Raw genomic sequence first — 15,868 nt, 5'->3', positions numbered from 1 at the left:
CGACCGAGACCCCGTTGGCCTCGGCTGACAGCCATCCTCACGGTCCAACCGCCCCCGGCGCTACCAGACCAACCCACGAGTGCTACCAGAACGACCCACCCGCGCTACCGAACGACTCGGCTAAACAATACGGATCATCCCATCCGTGTTCGAGTTTCCGACCGATGTTCTTCTCCACCTGCTCGACGAAGTACTCATGGGAGCAACCGACGAACATCTCCATCATCGTGGCCAGATCGATCTGCCAGCCGAGGTCGGCGACGATCTGCTGCGACACTCGCATCGACAGGGTTTCGCTGTCGACGAGAACGCCGTCGCAATCGAACACGATGGCATCGAAATGCGGCGCCGAGCCGATCATCCTTCGCTGCACCATCCCAGTGCAGTTCTCACCAGCATTCGGGCGGCTGCGGGGATGAGGTCGACGTCGACGTACTCGTCCGCCGCATGCGCGACCAGGAGATTGCCGGGGCCGCAGACCAGCGCGGGGATGCCTTGCGCCTCATAGAACGAGGCGTCGGACTGTGCGCCGTTCGGCTGAGGCGTGTCCAGAGCGGGCGTCCCCAGATCGACAGCGACCTCGTTGCGGGCGCTCAGCGCGACGCGCGCGAACTCCGAGGTCGGGTCGGTGTACGCGGGTGGCCACGTATCGATCCACTCGAACTCGATCGGATGCTCGGCGAGCCACGGATCGAGGGCCGCCGCGGCATGGATGTGAGACTCGACCTCCGTCCGGATCTGCTCCGACGTATCGCCTGGAGGGAAGGAGAGGAGGTAGTCGAACCGTGCGCGGTCGGGGAAGTACGGCGCGGCGGGGAAGCCGATGTCGGCGTGCAGCACTCCGGGATGAATGATGAATGCGCCGGGAGGGAATTGCGGATGCCGCTTGGAGAACGCCCATTGATCTTCGAGCTGGCGCATGGCCGTGTAGACGTAGAAGGCCTTGTCGATCGCGTTGACGCCGACGGTATCGCCGCCCCCGCCGGCGCGGATTGCGAGGTTCCGTGAAGCCCAATGCGTGGACTTGCCCGGCACCGTCAGCGAGAAGAGGTAGTTGCCGGCGGCAGTGTTCGCCAGTCGGAACAGTTCGTCGTCGCTCGAGGTCGGTTCCGGGATGATCGCGGCATCGACGCCGAAGCCGGCCTCGAGGACGGCGGTGGTGCCGATACCGTGGCTCATCGTCTCCTCTCCGACGACGGAGTGGATGTGCAGATCCCCGGTCAGCCCGACGTCGGTCGTGTTCAGAGCCTTCACTGCAAGCCATGCGGCAGCGTGAGCCGCCTTCATGTCTGTCGTGCCGAGGCCGTACAGCAGGTTTCCGACCCGTTCGGCCTTCCAGGGGTCTTCGAACCTGCCCTGCTGGGGCGCCACCGTGTCGATGTGCGCGTTGATGCCGAGCGAACGACCGCCGCCGCTGCCGCGCCGGACGCCGACGAGGTTCGCCCGCCCAGGATCTGCCTCGACGACATGGGTCTCCATCCCTGCATCGCGCAGCCACTCACCGAACAACTCGTTGGCGCGCGACTCTCCGCCGTTGTATTTTCCGACGGCTACACCGGGCTGCAGTGGGTTGACGCTCGGAACGCCGACGAGATCCACCAAGAGTCGTTCGGCATCGGAAGCATGCTCGGCGATCGCCTTGTCAAGCCGCACCAGCGCGTCACGGTTCTCTTTCGACGAGGGCATCAGGCGGCTCCGTTCAGTCCGGTGATCGCCTTGACGAGGCTGTCAGGTGTGAAGGTGCTCGTCGGAGCATCCACAGAAACCCGTCCGAGACGGAGCACGACGATCCGGTCCGTGACTTCGAGCACGTGTGGGAGCGTGTGCGAGATGAAGATCACCGCTAGCCCCTTCGCACGTGCCTGCTTGATCACCTCAAGGACTTCGGCGGACTGACGTGCGCCGAGGTGGTTCGTCGGCTCGTCGAGGATGATGACCTTGCTTGCCCACGCGGCGGCCCGGCCGATCGCGACCGCCTGACGCTGACCACCGGAAAGGCGCGACACCGTTCGCGTTGAGGAGGGGACGGCGATGCCCACTTTCTCCAACTCCTGACGTGCGCTCTCGTCCATCCGCCCGTTCGCGAGGAATCCGAGCTTTCCCCAGAGCCCCGGGACCACCTCTTCCCGGCCGAGGAAGACGTTCGCGCTCACAGTCAGGTCAGGCGCGAGCGAGGAGTCCTGGTAGAGCGTCTCGATGCCGCTCTCGAGAGCATCCTGCGGGGAGTGCCAGTCGGCACGCTCACCGTCGAGGGACAGCTCGCCGTGGTCGGGCCGGTAGGCGCCGGAGAGCACCTTCACGAGGGTGGATTTTCCCGCACCGTTGTCGCCGACCAGACCGACCACTTCACCAGCGGAGACCGCGAAATCGACGTTGTCCAACGCGAGGACGTTGCCGTACTTTTTCGTGACGCCCTTCGCCTGGTACACAGGCTGTTCGTTCATTCCTTGCTCCTTAGGTTCGCGAGTTGGCTCGACTGAGACCCTGCACGGCGACTGCCAGCGCGATGAGGGCTCCGACGACGATCTGCTGGGCGTTGGGCTCGATTCCGATCAGGATCAGACCGCTGAGCACGCTGGCCGTGATGAGTGCTCCCAGCGCCGTGCCGGTGACTCGTCCCACACCACCCATGAGGCTGATGCCTCCGATGACGGCTGCTGCGATCGCCTGAAGCTCGCCGCCCCGCCCGGAGGCAGGAGAGCCGGAGCCGAGCCGGAAGTAGACGAACAGACCGGCGATGGCGGCGAGCACTCCGCCGATCACGTAGACCTTCATCAGGTGTCGATCCACGTTGATGCCGGCCACGCGCGCAGCGAACTGATTGGATCCGATCGCGTAGGTATGCCGGCCGAAGCGAGTGCGGGATAGCGCCAGCCAGGCGATGATCAGGACGCCCAGCACGACGAAAAGTGGCACCGTGAAGACTTCGAGGTATCGGGTGTTGCCGAGGAGCACGACCTCCTTCGGTGCGCCAGCGACCTGCACGCCGCCGGTCACCACGAGGGTGGTCCCCATGCAGATGCCCATCGTGGCGAGCGTGGCGATGAACGGAGCGAGTTTGACCCGGGTGATCAGCAAGCCGTTCACGACGCCGACGGTGGCGCCGACGAGCAGGGCTGCGACGATTCCGATGGTGATGCTGAGCGCCGGGCTCATGCCGCTCTCCGTCGTCGTGCGGATCGCGAGCGCGGCTGAGACTCCGGAAAGCCCCAGGACGGCACCGACGGAAAGATCGATGCCTCCGGTGATGATGACGAAGGTCTGCCCGATCGCCATCAGCATGACCGGGGCGAAATCCTGCAGGATGTTGCCGAAGGATGCCGTCGAGAAATAGCGCGGATTGATGAGGGAGAAAGCCAGCACCATGATCACGTATACCGCGATCAGCAGCGTCTCTTGACGGGTTGCCATCTCCTTCCAGCGATCACCGCGCGTGGCGATGATCGGTGTGGTCTCCAGCGTCGGTGTGCTGTTCGTGTCGTTCGTCATGGGGCTCACTCTGCGTACTGGTATTCACGGGTCTCGTCGAGGTTGTCGAGGTTCATCACCACGTTGGGGATCACGACCTCGTCCTCGATCTCGTTCTCGCCTTCGCCTGTCACCTTCGCGTAGGCGAACTGCAGCGCAAGCCGCGCCTCCTGAGCGGGATCCTGGGCGATGAGCGCGGAGATCGCGCCCGACTCGAGCTCCGAGACCTGCGCGGCGTAGGCGTCGTAGCAGATGAGCTTCACATCGCCCACCTTGTCCGAGTTGTTGAGGGCTGCGACCGCCCCGGTGCAGGAGGTCCCGTCCACAGCGAAGACACCGGCGAGGTCGGGATTCTCGAGCAACGTCGTGTTCAGGATCGTCGTCGCCTCCGAGGGCTGGCTGTATGCGTACTGCACCGGCAGCAGGTCCAGGTCGTCGAACTCTTCGGACAGAGCTGTTTCGAATCCTTCGACACGCTGAGTTCCCGTGGTATTGGTCGGTGAGGCCGAGATGACAAGGATCTTGCCGCTGCCGCCGGTCTGCTCGTTCATCTCTTCGGCGGCACGGGCGCCACCATCATGGTTGTCGCCCGTGATGTGCGAGACGAGATCCGAACCGTCGGAGACCGTCGTGTCCACGGTGATGACCGGGATGCCCTGACTGACGGCCTTTGTGACGCTCGGCTGGAGGGCGTCGGCATCGGTCGGCACGAGCACGAGGGCATCGATGTCCTCGGTCAGCGCGGCGTCGACGAAGGGCAGCTGAGACTGCGGCGAGTACTGGTCTGCTGCTCCCTGCCAGATCAGCTCGATGCCGAGCTTTTCCGCCTCATCCTTGGCCGCGATCTCCATCGCTCGGAAGAAGGGGTCGGAGGCGATGCCCGGAATGAAGGCCACCTTGATCTGCTCTCCCGAGCCGCCCTCGCCTTCCTGCTCGCTGCCGTCCGCTGAGCAGCCGGCGAGTGCGAGCGCGGCGACGGCCATACCGCCGAGGACACCGAGTGATGTGGGCCTGTTGATTCTCTTCATTTCGTGACCTTCGTTCTCTGTTCGCTGTTCATCTGGATATGGGAACTGCTGTCATCGCTCGTCGTACTGATACGAGCGTGTCTTCTCGAGGTTTTCCTGGGTCATCACCACGTTCGGGATGACCACCTCCTTCTCGATGTCGTCGGTGCGGCCCTCGATGGCCGCGATCGCGAACTGGATGGCCAGGCGCGCCTCTTGCGCGGGGTCCTGGGCGATCAGTGCGCTGTAGATTCCCTGCTCGAGCTCTTCTACCTGGTTCGAGTAGGCGTCGTAACCGATCAGCGCCACCTCTCCGGTCGCGTCCGCGTTGCGCAGCGCGGCGACGGAGCCCACGCCGCTGTTTCCTTCTGCCGCGAAAACGCCCTTCAGATCCGGATGGTTGAGCAGAGCGGCCGACACCTTCGTCGTCGCCTCGGCCGGCTGGCTGTATGCGTATTCGACTCCGACGACCTCGATCTTCGGGTAGTTCTGCTCGATCTCGTCGACGAACCCGTCCACACGGAGCGTGTCCGTCGTGATCGTCGGTGCGCCGGAGACGACGAAGACCTTGCCCTCGCCGCCGATGAGCTCCGCCATGGTCTCGGCCGCCTTGCGCCCGCCATCCTCGTTGTCGCCGGTGACGTGCGAGACCAGTTCGCTCTGGTCCGAGACTGTCGTGTCAACCGTGACGACGGGCACGTCCGAGGCTGCGGCCTTCTGAACGCTGGCCTGAAGCGCATCGCCGTCGGTCGGCGCCATGATGAGCGCATCCACGCCTTCGGTCAGCGCCCCCTCCACGAACGGCAACTGGGTCTGCGGCGAGTAGTCGCTGGAGCTGCCCTGATAGACGAGCTCAAAGCCCAGCTTCTCCGCTTCCTCCTTCGCCGCGATCTCCATCGCCACGAAGAAGGGGTCCGAAGAGATGCCGGGGACGAACGCAATCCTGTACGAGCTCGCCGAGTCACCGTTCTCGGCACCACTCTCCGGCCCGTTCGCGGCGCAGCCGGTCGCAGCGAGGAGTATCGAAGCTCCTATTGCGGTGATGCCAGCTCTGAGTGTTGTACGCATCTCAAGCTCCTTCGCTTGATCGGGTGTGGGCGTTAGTCAACTATCAGTCATTGTCAGACATCACGCAAGTCATGTCAAACGACTGATTCAGCCCACCAGTCATTTGCGGCAAAGGGCGTGCCGGAACGGACGGTGGACCGAAGAAACAACATCAGCCGGTCGTCCGTACGCGAACGGGCCGGCTGTTTGTCGGCGGTGTCAGAGTTGACTGACGACCGCAATCACCTCTGTCGTAGAACGCTGAATGAGATCTCGCTGCCGCGGTGGTAGTCGGCCGCGTACAGTACGCGCTCCCCTTGGCGACTCATGCCTACTTCGGTCACCAGCAGCCATGGACCCAACCCCGCGAGGTTGTATCGGCGCTGCCAGTCGTCTGGCAGATCGACTGCAGAGATGGTCGCGATCGACGCGTTCACGTGGTGTCCGTGCGCAGCGAGTGCCGCTGTCAGAGACCCGCTCCAATCGCGGTGCTCCAGCGGGCCGGGGAGCGTTGCCCGCGGCAACGTGTTCGCGCTGACCACGAGCGGTTCTTGGTCCCCGTAGCGGATACGCAGCAGGCGGATCACCTCGGCACCGGGCTCGATCCGAAGAGCTTCGGCCTCATCGGCATCCGCTTCGCCGGTCTTGACCTCAAGAACGGCGCTACTCACCTGGTATCCGCGTGCATCCAGCACCTCGGTGATGCTCTCGTACTTCGTCATCGGCCGCTCGACCCGCAACGAGCCGGATGCCGATATGAACCGGCCCTGCCCCTGCACAGCGTGGACAGTGCCTTCCTGCTCAAGCTGACGCAGCGCCTCACGCACGGTGGAACGAGAGACGCCGAAGAGTTCGGCGAGCTCCGCCTCGGTGTTCAGACGGTCTCCCGGTTTCAAGCCGAGTCGCGAGATCAGCTCCTGCACCTGCTCGTACACACGCTCGACCATGCTCTCTCGTCCCGAAGCGCGAGTAGTGGCGGCCTTCTCTGGCACGACGCCCCCTAAGTCCTTTGCTGTCAGACACTTCAGCTGACGATAGCCCTGACCATAGCAACGAAGCCCTCGAACTCGGCATTCTGTCGCACCGGAAACCAATCGGATTAGGTCTTGACAGACATAATGTTATCGTTGTCGGACATCTCTGATCTAGATCAGACATATTTCAGTGAAAGGTATGAAGTGCATGCTGAACTTCGATGAAGCCCGCTACGTGAGCATCCAGGGCGGCGCTACAGCGTTGGCGGGAAAGATCCGGGAGACGCTCAAAGAAGAGCTCGAAAACGGTGCGGAGAACATATTCTTCGCCGGAGCGGGCGGGGTGAACTTCCTTATGCAGCCGGCAGCGCGTCTTCTGCAGACGAAGTCGACCTTCCCGACATTCGTGGAGATGGCCGCCGAGCTGGTGAACTCCGGGAACGCGAATCTCGGGCCGAAGTCCGTCGTGGTCTTCCCGTCGGTCTCGGGAACCACGAAGGAAGCCATCGCGGCTCTGGACTATGTACGCAGCAAGGGCGCGCGAGTTCTCACCCTGACAGCCAAAGCGGACACGCCACTGGCTGAGCAGGCAGACATCAATTTCACGAACTTCTGCGCGGACGACACCTCAAGCGAGAACTTCTACCTGCAGTCCCTGCTCATCGCACTGGCGATCATGGACCTTCGCGGCGAGTACGACGGGTACGACGAGATCGTCGCAGAGATTCAGAAACTACCGGAGCTGCTCGTAGAGGTGAAGAGGGCGTTCGAGCCGCGGGCCGAGGCATTCGCGCTGGAGATCAAGGACGAGCAGAACCACATCATGACCGGTGCCGGTGGCGTCTGGTATGAGGCCTGGTACTACGGCATGTGCATCCTCGAAGAGATGCAGTGGATCTGGACGAGGCCCGTCCACGCCTCCGACTTCTTCCACGGAACTCTGGAGCTGATCGAGGAGAACACCAGCGTGATCCTCGTCAAGGGCGAGGACGAGCAGCGTCCTCTCGCAGACCGCGTGGAGCGTTTTGCTCCCACCGTCACCAAGAACCTGCGGGTCTTCGACACAAAGGAGTTCGAGCTTCCCGGGATCTCCGATCGCGTCCGTGCCCTCATCTCACCCATCGTGCTCGCCGCGGCGTTCGAGCGGCTCAGTGCGCACCTCGAGGTCGTTCGTGACCACCCGCTGACCACGCGTCGCTACTACAAGAAGGGCGATTTCTGATACCTCTGTCGATGGGCCTCGGCGGCGCACGCGTCGCCGAGGCCCATCACGCGTAGGACACAGCCCCCGACTTCTGGAGTGTCAACATGACAACCTCGACTTTCGATGTCGCCGTCGTCGGCGACAACACCATCGACCGATACCTCGACGAACCCGACCTCGGCGACCTGATCGGCGGCAACGCGCTCAATGTCGCCGCTCAACTGGCGATGCTCGGGTTGCGTGTCGGCTACTTCGGAGCCGTCGGCACCGACGCGGATGCGGCTGTCGTTCGTCGGGCGGCGAAGGTGCGCGGCATCGACATCTCGGGACTGGTGACCCTCAGCGGGCGCACTGCGCTCACCACCATCCGCAGGGACGCGGACGGTGATCGGCGCTTCGAATCCGAGGACTTCGGCGTCACGGCCCAGTATCACCCGGACGATGACGCTCTGCGTCGGATCGCGGACGCACGGTGGATCCACGTGGGAATGCTGCCGAAATCGCAGAGCTTCGGCGAAGCCGTCGCACAGCTGTCCGACGTCCCGATGAGTCAGGACTGCAGCGTCTCGCCCGACTCCCACCGACTTGCGGTCCAGTTCGCCTCCGCCGGAGAAGATGAGGTTGAGGCCGAGCGCATCGTCTCGGCCGCCGTGGCCGGACCGAGTGAACTCGCCGTGGCGACGCTCGGAGCGCGTGGAGCATTGGCAGGTCGTGCCGAACGACGCTGGCGCGTTCCGTCGGAGCCGGTGGCAGTCGTCGACACCACGGGCGCCGGGGACTCGTTCATGGCGGGCTTCATCGCCGCCCGACTGAGGGGTGACGATGTGGAGGAAGCCTTGCACAGCGGTATCCGGCGCGGCTCGTTCACGTGCCGTTACATGGGCGGATGGCCGCAGCTTCCCGCAGACGTTCGGCAGTTCGGATAGGGGCGGCATGTATCTCCTCAACGCGGCAGAAAAGTACTACTCGTGGGGTTCACGATCCGCAATCCAGAATCTGACGGGCATTGGCATCGCTGACGAAACGCTGGCCGAGATCTGGTACGGGGCGCACCCTGCGGGCCCGGCGACCCTCGAAGATGGTCAACCTCTCAACGAGATGATCTCGAACGACGCGGCCCACATGCTCGGGGACGAGATCGCAGAGCGATTCGACGGACAGCTTCCGTTCCTCGTGAAGCTGATCGCTCCCGGCAAGGCGGTGTCTCTTCAGGTCCACCCACGGGCGGAACGCGCGCGCGAAGCCCACGCCGAGCAACTCTCGAGTTCTGCGCCGGAGCCGAAATTCGTCGATGCGAACCACAAGCCGGAGCAGATACTGGCGCTCACGAAGTTCGATGGACTCGTCGGGCTGCTGCCGGTCGCCGACGCCGAGGCGGTTCTCGACGCCTTCGACCATCCGCTGACTCGTGCTGCCGGCACGGCGCTCGCGCGCGGAGACGAGAAGGCCATTCGCGACGCCATCGCGATCTTGGCAGGAGCGTCGACCAGTGAGATCGACCTCCTCGTCGATGTCGCCCGCGCGGTCGTGGCAGAGGGGGAGCATGCCGCAGCCGCAACGCTCCTTGAGCTCGCCGAGCAGTATCCCGGTGATTCCGGCCTCGCCGCAAGCCTGATGCTCCGCCGGATATATCTCGAACCAGGCGAATCGGTGATGGTGCTTTCGGGCGTTCCGCACGCCTACATGTCGGGGCTCGCGCTCGAGGTGATGGCCAACTCCGACAACGTGTTCCGGCTCGGTCTGACCGCCAAGCGGGTAGACGTCGAAGAATCGGTCGCCAATCTGATCACGTCACCGGCACTCGTGAATCGGCCTCACCGCAGCGCGGCTGCCGACTCGCCGGAAGAGTTCGATCTCGAAGTCCATGCGCTGCGACCCGATGGCATCGCCGTTGCCGGGCCGGGACCGAGGATCCTGGTCGCCATCACATCGGGCTGCACCGTGCGCTCTGCGGATCAGAGCATTGCACTCGAGCCCGGGCACGCTGTCTTCCTCCCCCACGGATCAGCAGCTGTCGCCGCCGCGAAGTCTGGCCAGATCGCCGTGATCTCGGTACCCTCACCGCGGGAGCGTTGTTGAGATGAGGATCGGCATCGTCACGGGTGGAGGAGACTGCCCGGGCCTGAATGCGGTGATCCGCGGCGCCGTGCTTCACGGCGAGGAGACCTACGGGCAATCCTTCATCGGGTATCGCGGCGGCTGGCGGGGAACCGCCGTCGGCGACGTCGTTCCGTTGACCCGCCAGGACGTGCGTGGCATCAGCAAACTCGGCGGCACCATTCTCGGCACCAGTCGCACGAATCCCTGGGAGTTCGGCGGCGAGGATGCCGTCCGTGCGGTGATGCGCGAACACCGGATCGATGCGATCCTGGCGATCGGCGGCGACGGCACGCTGGCCGTCGCCAGACGGCTCCACGATGCCGGTATCCACGTGATCGGGGTTCCGAAGACGGTCGACAACGACCTCAACGCCACCGACATGACGTTCGGGTTCGACACGGCGGTGTCGATCGCGACAGAGGCGATGGATCGACTGCGCACCACCGGTGACTCGCATGCTCGCTGCATGGTCGCCGAGGTGATGGGGCGTCATGCCGGGTGGATCGCGCTGCACTCCGGTATGGCGGCCGGCGCACACGCCATCCTCATTCCCGAGCGCCGCACCGGCATGGACGAGCTGGCTGGCTGGGTTCAATCGGCACGTGATCGCGGTCGAGCGCCCCTTGTGGTGGTCGCTGAAGGCTTCGTTTTCGATGGAGACGAGACCGCGCACTCGACGAAGGGAAATGATGCATTTGGGCGACCGCGCCTGGGCGGAATCGGAGAACGCGTTGCTGCGCTCATCGAGCAGCGCACCGGGATAGAGACGCGAGCCACGCTTCTCGGTCATATCCAGCGCGGCGGTGTTCCCACCGCCTTCGATCGGGTGCTTGCCACGCGGTTCGGCATGCGCGCGATCGACCTCGTGTCTGCTCAGGCTTGGGGGCGTATGGTCGCCCTCCACGGAACAGACGTGGATGATGTGGATCTCGACGAAGCGCTCGGGGACTCCAAGCGCGTGTCTGAAGCGCGTTATCTCGAGGCCGCTCAGCTCTTCGGCTGAGTGGAGATGCCACCGGAGCGCGAGGACGCTTACTGGCGCAGGGGTGGTTGCGGCGCCCCCAATGATGCGGACAGTTCGCTCGCCGCCTGCGCGACATACGCCCCCAGACGGTCCAGCTGTCCGCCGATCCGTGACTTCGGCGCGCTGACGTTGATGGCCGCGATGATGCGACCGGTGAAATCGGTGATGGGCGCGGAGGCGCCGACCACGTCGAGTTCGAGCTCCTCGTCGAGAGTCGCGTAACCCCGTTCTCGGATGCGTTGCAGCTCTGCGAAGAGAGAGTCGAGATCGCGGACGATCGCCTTGTTCTCCGGGGGTGTCTCCAGAACAGCGAAGCCGGCCGCGGCCATGGCGGGATTCAGCGGTCCGACGAGGGGCTCATCCCGGCCGTGTTCCTCGTACCAGCGGGTCAGCGACTTCCGATCCCAGTCGCTGATGAGCACGCGGCCTGACGGTGTGCGCCATGCGGCCGTCGTCACGCCCTCCCATCCCGTGGTGCGGAACTCGTGCGGGCTGAGCTCGCTGAGCACCGTCAGCACATTGCCACCGCGCAGCACGCAGAGGTGAGTCGTCTCACGAGTCGACTGCGCGATGTTGCGCAGGTGCGCGCGTGCCCGGCTCACCAGCGTCGCCTCGGTCGTCCTCGCCGCGATCGCGAAGAGCCGGCTGCCCAATCGGAAATTCATGGTCGACGGATCCCGTTCCACGAGCTCCGCGTCGGACAGCGTCGCCATCGTCCGCGAGATCACCGCTTTGTCGCGGCCGGTGAGTTGCGCTATGCGCATGACTCCTAGGCCACCGCCGGCGACGGCCTCGTCACTGCCCAGCAACTCGAGGATCTCGATGTCCCGCCCCAGCCCGGATGTGTTCCGGCGGGAGCCCCTTTCGGTCGGTGTCATCGCGTCAGCATAGCATTGGTTGCCATATGCACAACATGTGTTGCGAGAATGTCATCGGCATCCTAATCTGATCTCATCGTCATCCCGACGGTTCACTCAACGGTGAGAAAGGAGCCACTGTCCCGTGTCAGGATTCGACCTCGACAACGTCACGACGTTCCTCGAACGCCGCTGGGAGGACATCCTCGAGCTGGCAGCCGAGCATCTGCTCGTCGTCGCGCTCTCGCTCGCCATCGCGCTCGTCGTCGGTGTGGTCCTCGGACTCCTCGTCTGGAACCGTGCCACACCGCGCGCGATCGCGATCACGTCGGCGTCCGTGGCGATCACGATTCCGTCGCTGGCCCTGCTGGCACTGCTCAGTCCGGTCCTGGGTCTCGGCTGGGGGCCGACGATCGTCGCCCTGGTCTTCTACTCGCTGCTGCCGATCATCCGCAACACCGTCGTCGGGCTCCGCGAGGTCCCGGCGCACATCCTCGAGTCGGCCACGGCGATGGGGATGAGTCGCCCGAGGGTGCTGCTCACCACTCAGTTGCCGCTCGCGTGGCCGGTGATCCTCACCGGCACCAGGGTCGCAGCTCAGCTCTCCCTCGGCATCGCTGCGATCGCCGCGTACGTCGCGGGTCCGGGTCTCGGCCAGTACATCTTCAAGGGACTCTCCTCGCTCGGCTCGAAGAACGCACTGAACTATGCGCTCGCCGGAACCGTGGGAGTCATCATCCTCGCGCTCCTCGTTGACGGAGCATTCGTCCTCATCTCCCGCTACACGACTTCGAGGGGGCTCCGTGCCTGATCTCACCACCGCCACCGGCAGCGTCACCACCGCCACCGGCAGCGTCACCACCGCCACCGGCAGCGTCACCACCGACACCGGGTTCCTGTCCGCGATCTCGAAGAAGCAGCGCGGCGTCTCGATCGAGCTCCGCGATGTCACCAAGGTCTACCCAGGTCAGGAGGCTCCCGCGGTCGAGGACTTCTCGATGCGGATCGACCCCGGGGAGCTGGTCATGTTCGTCGGCCCGAGCGGCTGCGGCAAGACCACCACGATGAAGATGGTCAATCGCATCATCGAGCCGACGAGCGGTTCGATCCGCATCGATGGGACCGACATCCTCTCGATGGATCCGAATCAGCTGCGACGCCACATCGGCTACGTCATCCAGCAGATCGGACTCTTTCCGCACCTGACGATCGCCGAGAACATCGGCGTCGTGCCCCGACTGCTCGGCTGGTCGAAGGCGAAGACCGCCGAGCGCGTAGACGAGTTGCTGCGCACCGTACAGCTGGATCCGGGTCAGTTCGCGGGGCGTTACCCGAAGCAGCTATCCGGCGGCCAGCAGCAGCGTGCCGGTGTCGCGCGCGCCCTGGCCGCCGACCCGCCGGTCATGCTCATGGACGAGCCGTTCGGCGCGACCGACCCGATCACCCGCGAGAAGCTGCAGGCCGAGTTCCTGCGGCTGCAGGCGGAGATCGGAAAGACGATCATCTTCGTCACGCACGACTTCGACGAGGCGATCAGACTCGGCGATCGGATCGCCGTGCTCAGCGAGCGCTCTCGCATCGAACAGTTCGACACACCGGCACGCATCCTTGCGAACCCGGCGAACGACTACGTCTCGTCGTTCATCGGCCAGGGGGCGGCCCTGAAGCGATTGGCTCTCATCCCCATTGCGGAGGCACAGCTTCGGCCGGCATCCGACGCAGCCCCACAGATCGGTGCGGACGCGTCACTGCGCGACGCGCTCGACCTGCTCGTGCTCACCGGGGCGGAAGTCATCAACGTCGTCGGCGCGGACGAGCGAGTGAAGGGGTCACTGGACAACGCCGCGATCTCCGCCGTCCTCAGCGATGCGCCTGAGTCGTCGACTGTCGAGGGACGCCGCTGAGATGAGCGTCATCTCCGCGACCCAGGCGACGCCCGTCGCCACTCGACGCCGGTTTGGCGGTTCGGTTGTGCGCGTGTCTGCCGCGCCGCTGATGGTCGGTGCCGTGCTCGTGCTCACCCTGGTCTGGGTGGCGACGATCCCGCTGGACTCGATCGAGCAGCGCACCCTCAACCCTGACTACATCCTGTCCCGTGTCGGAGAGCACCTGCTGCTCACCGCCGCGGCCTCAGCACTCGTCGCGGTCCTCGCGATCCCCGCCGGCATCGGCGTCTATCGCAGTCGCTCGAAGGTCGTGCACGCCTTCGCCCTCGGACTCGCGAACATCGGCCAGGCCACGCCGGCGGTCGGCGTCGTGATCCTGCTGGCGATCGTATGGCAGACCGGTTTCGCCACGGCGTTGGTCGCTCTCGTCGCGTACTCGTTCCTCCCTGTGCTGCGCAACACTCTGGTAGGCCTCGAGCAGGTCGATGGCGGAGTCAAGGAAGCCGCCCGCGGCATGGGGATGACGTCAGGGCAGGTGCTGCGCCGCATCGAGCTTCCGCTCGCATCGCCCGTGATCCTCGCCGGGCTGCGCACCGCCCTCGTCTTCTGCGTCGGCGTCGCGACGATCGCGACGTTCATCAACGCCGGCGGTCTCGGCGACATGATCGTCAACGGCCTGAAGTTGCAGCGCTTCCCCGTGCTGCTCGTCGGCGCGGTGCTGGTCGCTGCCATCGCCGTCCTCATCGACTGGATCGCCGGTCTCGTCGAAGAAGCAGTCCGCCCGCGCGGGCTGTGACCCGCACTTCCCATCACACGCATCTGCACGTCACACATCAAGGAGCAATCATGAAGAAACACCTCATCACCGGAGTCACCGCGCTCGCCGCGGGTGCGCTCCTTCTGTCGGGATGCTCTGGCTCGACCAGCACCGCCAGCGCCGGCGACGAACTCGAAGGCCTGACCGGGCAGGTCGGCTCGAAGGACTTCTCAGAGCAGTACATCCTCGCCTACATCACCACCGAGCTGCTCAACGCGTACGGTGCTGACCTCGAGGCGAACGTGAAGCTGGTCGGCTCGGCGAACGTGCGCCAGGCGCTCGAGAACGGCGACTTCATCGGCTACTGGGAGTACACCGGCACCTCTTGGATCACGTATAACGGAAATACCACGCCGGTCAAGGGTGCTGAGGCCCAGTTCGACGCCGTCAAGGAAGCGGATGCCGAGAAGGGCATCGCGTGGCTCGACCCCGCACCCCTCAACAACACCTACGCGTTCGCCGTCCGCGCCGACAAGGCCGAAGAACTCGGCGTGAAGACGATGAGCGACGTCGCCGCGCTCCCCGCCGAGGATCAGACGTTCTGCATCGAGAGCGAGTTCTCCACTCGGGACGACGGCTGGCCAGGGCTCAAGACCGCGTACGGGATCGATGTCCCGGATTCGAATGTCACGATGCTCGACACCGGTGTCATCTACACCGCGACCCAGAAGGGCGACGACTGCAACTTCGGCGAGGTGTTCCAGACCGATGGCCGCATCCCCGCCCTCGACCTGGTCGTGATGGAGGACGACGAGGAGTTCTTCCCCTCCTACCAGGGCGGCTTCACGATCCGCCAGGAGGTCCTCGACGACTATCCGGAGATCGCGGACATCATCGCCGAGATCGCCCCGCTGCTGACCACCGAGGAGATGCAGAAGCTCAACGCACTCGTCGACGTCGAGGGTGAAGACCCCGAGGACGTCGCGATCGACTGGCTCGAAGAGCAGGAGCTGATCTGATGACGGACGCGCTTCAGCTGGGCGAGAGCTTCATCGGCGAAGGGGTCAACGCGGCGCACATCAACAGCGTCTACGGTCCTCGCACCGGGCCGGCCGGCACCGCCTGGGCCACGGCCCTCGCGACACCGAGTCCGGGGCATGTGCCGTTCGTCGCGGTGCTGCGCCCCTCCCTTCCCGTCAAGCCTCTGACGTTGTTCGTCACCAAGGCCGCACCGGCGAACGATGAGCATGGCAACCACATCTGGGGCCCGGCGCAGGCCGGTGTCGCGGCTGGCGTCGCGGATGCCGTCGCCGAGGGCACGCTCCCCGCGGATGCTGTCGACGACAACGTCGTGATCACCGCCGTCTGGGTGAATCCGGGAGCGGACGACGCGGATGCCGTGTACCGCAACAACCGTGAAGCCACCCGCACCGCACTGCGCAACGGCTCGCAAGGTCTGCCGCGCACCGAAGAGGTTCTCGACGCACGATCGGCACCTCGCAATCCCTTCTACACGGCCCCGGTCGACTGAGCACTGGAGAACT

At 64.8% G+C, this 15,868-nt stretch carries 17 protein-coding genes; 9 read left to right on the top strand and 8 right to left on the bottom strand.

The window, feature by feature from the left end; translation table 11 throughout:
• Positions 1-82: 82 nt before the first annotated feature.
• From J1M43_RS15460 to J1M43_RS15430, 7 genes are all read right to left on the bottom strand, one after another.
• Positions 83-328, bottom strand: a complete 246-nt coding sequence (locus tag J1M43_RS15460) for a hypothetical protein (RefSeq protein ID WP_206477242.1) — start codon at positions 326-328, stop codon at positions 83-85.
• Positions 329-357: 29 nt separating this feature from the next.
• A complete protein-coding gene (locus J1M43_RS15455) occupies positions 358-1,686 on the bottom strand; it encodes a M20 family metallopeptidase (RefSeq protein WP_206477241.1) in 1,329 nt (442 codons plus the stop codon).
• Complete coding sequence (locus tag J1M43_RS15450) at positions 1,686-2,444, bottom strand: ATP-binding cassette domain-containing protein (protein ID WP_206477240.1); 759 nt, start codon at positions 2,442-2,444, stop codon at positions 1,686-1,688. The genes J1M43_RS15455 and J1M43_RS15450 overlap by 1 nt, the downstream gene beginning before the upstream one ends.
• 10 nt (positions 2,445-2,454) lie before the next feature.
• A complete protein-coding gene (locus J1M43_RS15445) occupies positions 2,455-3,489 on the bottom strand; it encodes an ABC transporter permease (RefSeq protein ID WP_206477239.1) in 1,035 nt (344 codons plus the stop codon).
• Between the two features lie 5 nt (positions 3,490-3,494).
• Positions 3,495-4,496 (bottom strand): ABC transporter substrate-binding protein, encoded by a 1,002-nt coding sequence (locus tag J1M43_RS15440; protein ID WP_206477238.1) that lies wholly within the window; start codon positions 4,494-4,496, stop codon positions 3,495-3,497.
• 51 nt (positions 4,497-4,547) lie between these two features.
• On the bottom strand, positions 4,548-5,543 hold the full coding sequence (locus J1M43_RS15435; protein ID WP_206477237.1) for an ABC transporter substrate-binding protein: 996 nt from the start codon (positions 5,541-5,543) through the stop codon (positions 4,548-4,550).
• A gap of 221 nt (positions 5,544-5,764) precedes the next feature.
• Entirely contained in the window at positions 5,765-6,514 is a 750-nt protein-coding gene (locus J1M43_RS15430; RefSeq protein ID WP_307823515.1) for a GntR family transcriptional regulator, read from the bottom strand.
• A gap of 190 nt (positions 6,515-6,704) precedes the next feature.
• Here J1M43_RS15430 and J1M43_RS15425 point away from each other — a divergent pair, with 190 nt between their 5' ends.
• The 4 genes from J1M43_RS15425 to J1M43_RS15410 all read left to right on the top strand — a co-directional run bounded on the left by J1M43_RS15425 (position 6,705) and on the right by J1M43_RS15410 (position 10,803).
• A complete protein-coding gene (locus J1M43_RS15425) occupies positions 6,705-7,718 on the top strand; it encodes an SIS domain-containing protein (protein WP_206477236.1) in 1,014 nt (337 codons plus the stop codon).
• Positions 7,719-7,804: 86 nt separating this feature from the next.
• On the top strand, positions 7,805-8,626 hold the full coding sequence (locus J1M43_RS15420; protein ID WP_206477235.1) for a PfkB family carbohydrate kinase: 822 nt from the start codon (positions 7,805-7,807) through the stop codon (positions 8,624-8,626).
• A gap of 7 nt (positions 8,627-8,633) precedes the next feature.
• Positions 8,634-9,779 carry a mannose-6-phosphate isomerase, class I gene (manA, locus tag J1M43_RS15415; RefSeq protein ID WP_206477234.1) on the top strand — a complete coding sequence of 382 codons (1,146 nt, stop codon included), beginning with the start codon at positions 8,634-8,636 and terminating at the stop codon, positions 9,777-9,779.
• A gap of 1 nt (position 9,780) precedes the next feature.
• Entirely contained in the window at positions 9,781-10,803 is a 1,023-nt protein-coding gene (locus J1M43_RS15410) for an ATP-dependent 6-phosphofructokinase (RefSeq protein ID WP_206477233.1), read from the top strand.
• 29 nt (positions 10,804-10,832) lie between these two features.
• Here J1M43_RS15410 and J1M43_RS15405 read toward each other — a convergent pair whose 3' ends face one another.
• Positions 10,833-11,702: an IclR family transcriptional regulator gene (locus tag J1M43_RS15405; protein ID WP_206477232.1), complete on the bottom strand. Its 870-nt coding sequence runs from the start codon at positions 11,700-11,702 to the stop codon at positions 10,833-10,835.
• A 124-nt stretch (positions 11,703-11,826) separates the two neighbouring features.
• On the opposite strand from J1M43_RS15405, the gene J1M43_RS15400 reads away from it, so the two are divergent.
• The 5 genes from J1M43_RS15400 to fae are packed head-to-tail and all read left to right on the top strand — an operon-like array spanning position 11,827 to position 15,855.
• On the top strand, positions 11,827-12,492 hold the full coding sequence (locus J1M43_RS15400) for an ABC transporter permease (protein ID WP_206477231.1): 666 nt from the start codon (positions 11,827-11,829) through the stop codon (positions 12,490-12,492).
• A complete protein-coding gene (locus J1M43_RS15395) occupies positions 12,485-13,585 on the top strand; it encodes an ABC transporter ATP-binding protein (protein ID WP_374058524.1) in 1,101 nt (366 codons plus the stop codon). Before J1M43_RS15400 ends, J1M43_RS15395 begins: the two co-directional genes overlap by 8 nt.
• Position 13,586: 1 nt before the next feature.
• A complete protein-coding gene (locus tag J1M43_RS15390) occupies positions 13,587-14,363 on the top strand; it encodes an ABC transporter permease (RefSeq protein ID WP_206477229.1) in 777 nt (258 codons plus the stop codon).
• A 50-nt stretch (positions 14,364-14,413) separates the two neighbouring features.
• Positions 14,414-15,343 carry a glycine betaine ABC transporter substrate-binding protein gene (locus J1M43_RS15385; protein ID WP_206477228.1) on the top strand — a complete coding sequence of 310 codons (930 nt, stop codon included), beginning with the start codon at positions 14,414-14,416 and terminating at the stop codon, positions 15,341-15,343.
• A complete protein-coding gene (gene fae, locus J1M43_RS15380) occupies positions 15,343-15,855 on the top strand; it encodes a formaldehyde-activating enzyme (RefSeq protein ID WP_206477227.1) in 513 nt (170 codons plus the stop codon). The genes J1M43_RS15385 and fae overlap by 1 nt, the downstream gene beginning before the upstream one ends.
• Positions 15,856-15,868 lie beyond the last annotated feature (13 nt).

Source organism: Microbacterium sp. KRD172 (assembly GCF_017168295.1).
Taxonomy (GTDB): Bacteria; Actinomycetota; Actinomycetes; order Actinomycetales; family Microbacteriaceae; genus Microbacterium; species Microbacterium profundi.
The sequence above is the reverse complement of the archived record's forward strand: the minus strand, read 5'-3'. Positions and strand labels throughout refer to the sequence as shown.

Coding starts and splice junctions, on each gene's coding strand:
- J1M43_RS15435 (WP_206477237.1), bottom strand. CDS start 5,543: ATGCGTACAACACTCAGAGCTGGCATCACCGCAATAGGAGCTTCGATA.
- J1M43_RS15410 (WP_206477233.1), top strand. CDS start 9,781: ATGAGGATCGGCATCGTCACGGGTGGAGGAGACTGCCCGGGCCTGAAT.
- J1M43_RS15425 (WP_206477236.1), top strand. CDS start 6,705: ATGCTGAACTTCGATGAAGCCCGCTACGTGAGCATCCAGGGCGGCGCT.
- J1M43_RS15445 (WP_206477239.1), bottom strand. CDS start 3,489: ATGACGAACGACACGAACAGCACACCGACGCTGGAGACCACACCGATC.
- manA (WP_206477234.1), top strand. CDS start 8,634: ATGTATCTCCTCAACGCGGCAGAAAAGTACTACTCGTGGGGTTCACGA.
- J1M43_RS15420 (WP_206477235.1), top strand. CDS start 7,805: ATGACAACCTCGACTTTCGATGTCGCCGTCGTCGGCGACAACACCATC.
- J1M43_RS15405 (WP_206477232.1), bottom strand. CDS start 11,702: ATGACACCGACCGAAAGGGGCTCCCGCCGGAACACATCCGGGCTGGGG.
- J1M43_RS15440 (WP_206477238.1), bottom strand. CDS start 4,496: ATGAAGAGAATCAACAGGCCCACATCACTCGGTGTCCTCGGCGGTATG.
- fae (WP_206477227.1), top strand. CDS start 15,343: ATGACGGACGCGCTTCAGCTGGGCGAGAGCTTCATCGGCGAAGGGGTC.
- J1M43_RS15390 (WP_206477229.1), top strand. CDS start 13,587: ATGAGCGTCATCTCCGCGACCCAGGCGACGCCCGTCGCCACTCGACGC.
- J1M43_RS15455 (WP_206477241.1), bottom strand. CDS start 1,686: ATGCCCTCGTCGAAAGAGAACCGTGACGCGCTGGTGCGGCTTGACAAG.
- J1M43_RS15450 (WP_206477240.1), bottom strand. CDS start 2,444: ATGAACGAACAGCCTGTGTACCAGGCGAAGGGCGTCACGAAAAAGTAC.
- J1M43_RS15385 (WP_206477228.1), top strand. CDS start 14,414: ATGAAGAAACACCTCATCACCGGAGTCACCGCGCTCGCCGCGGGTGCG.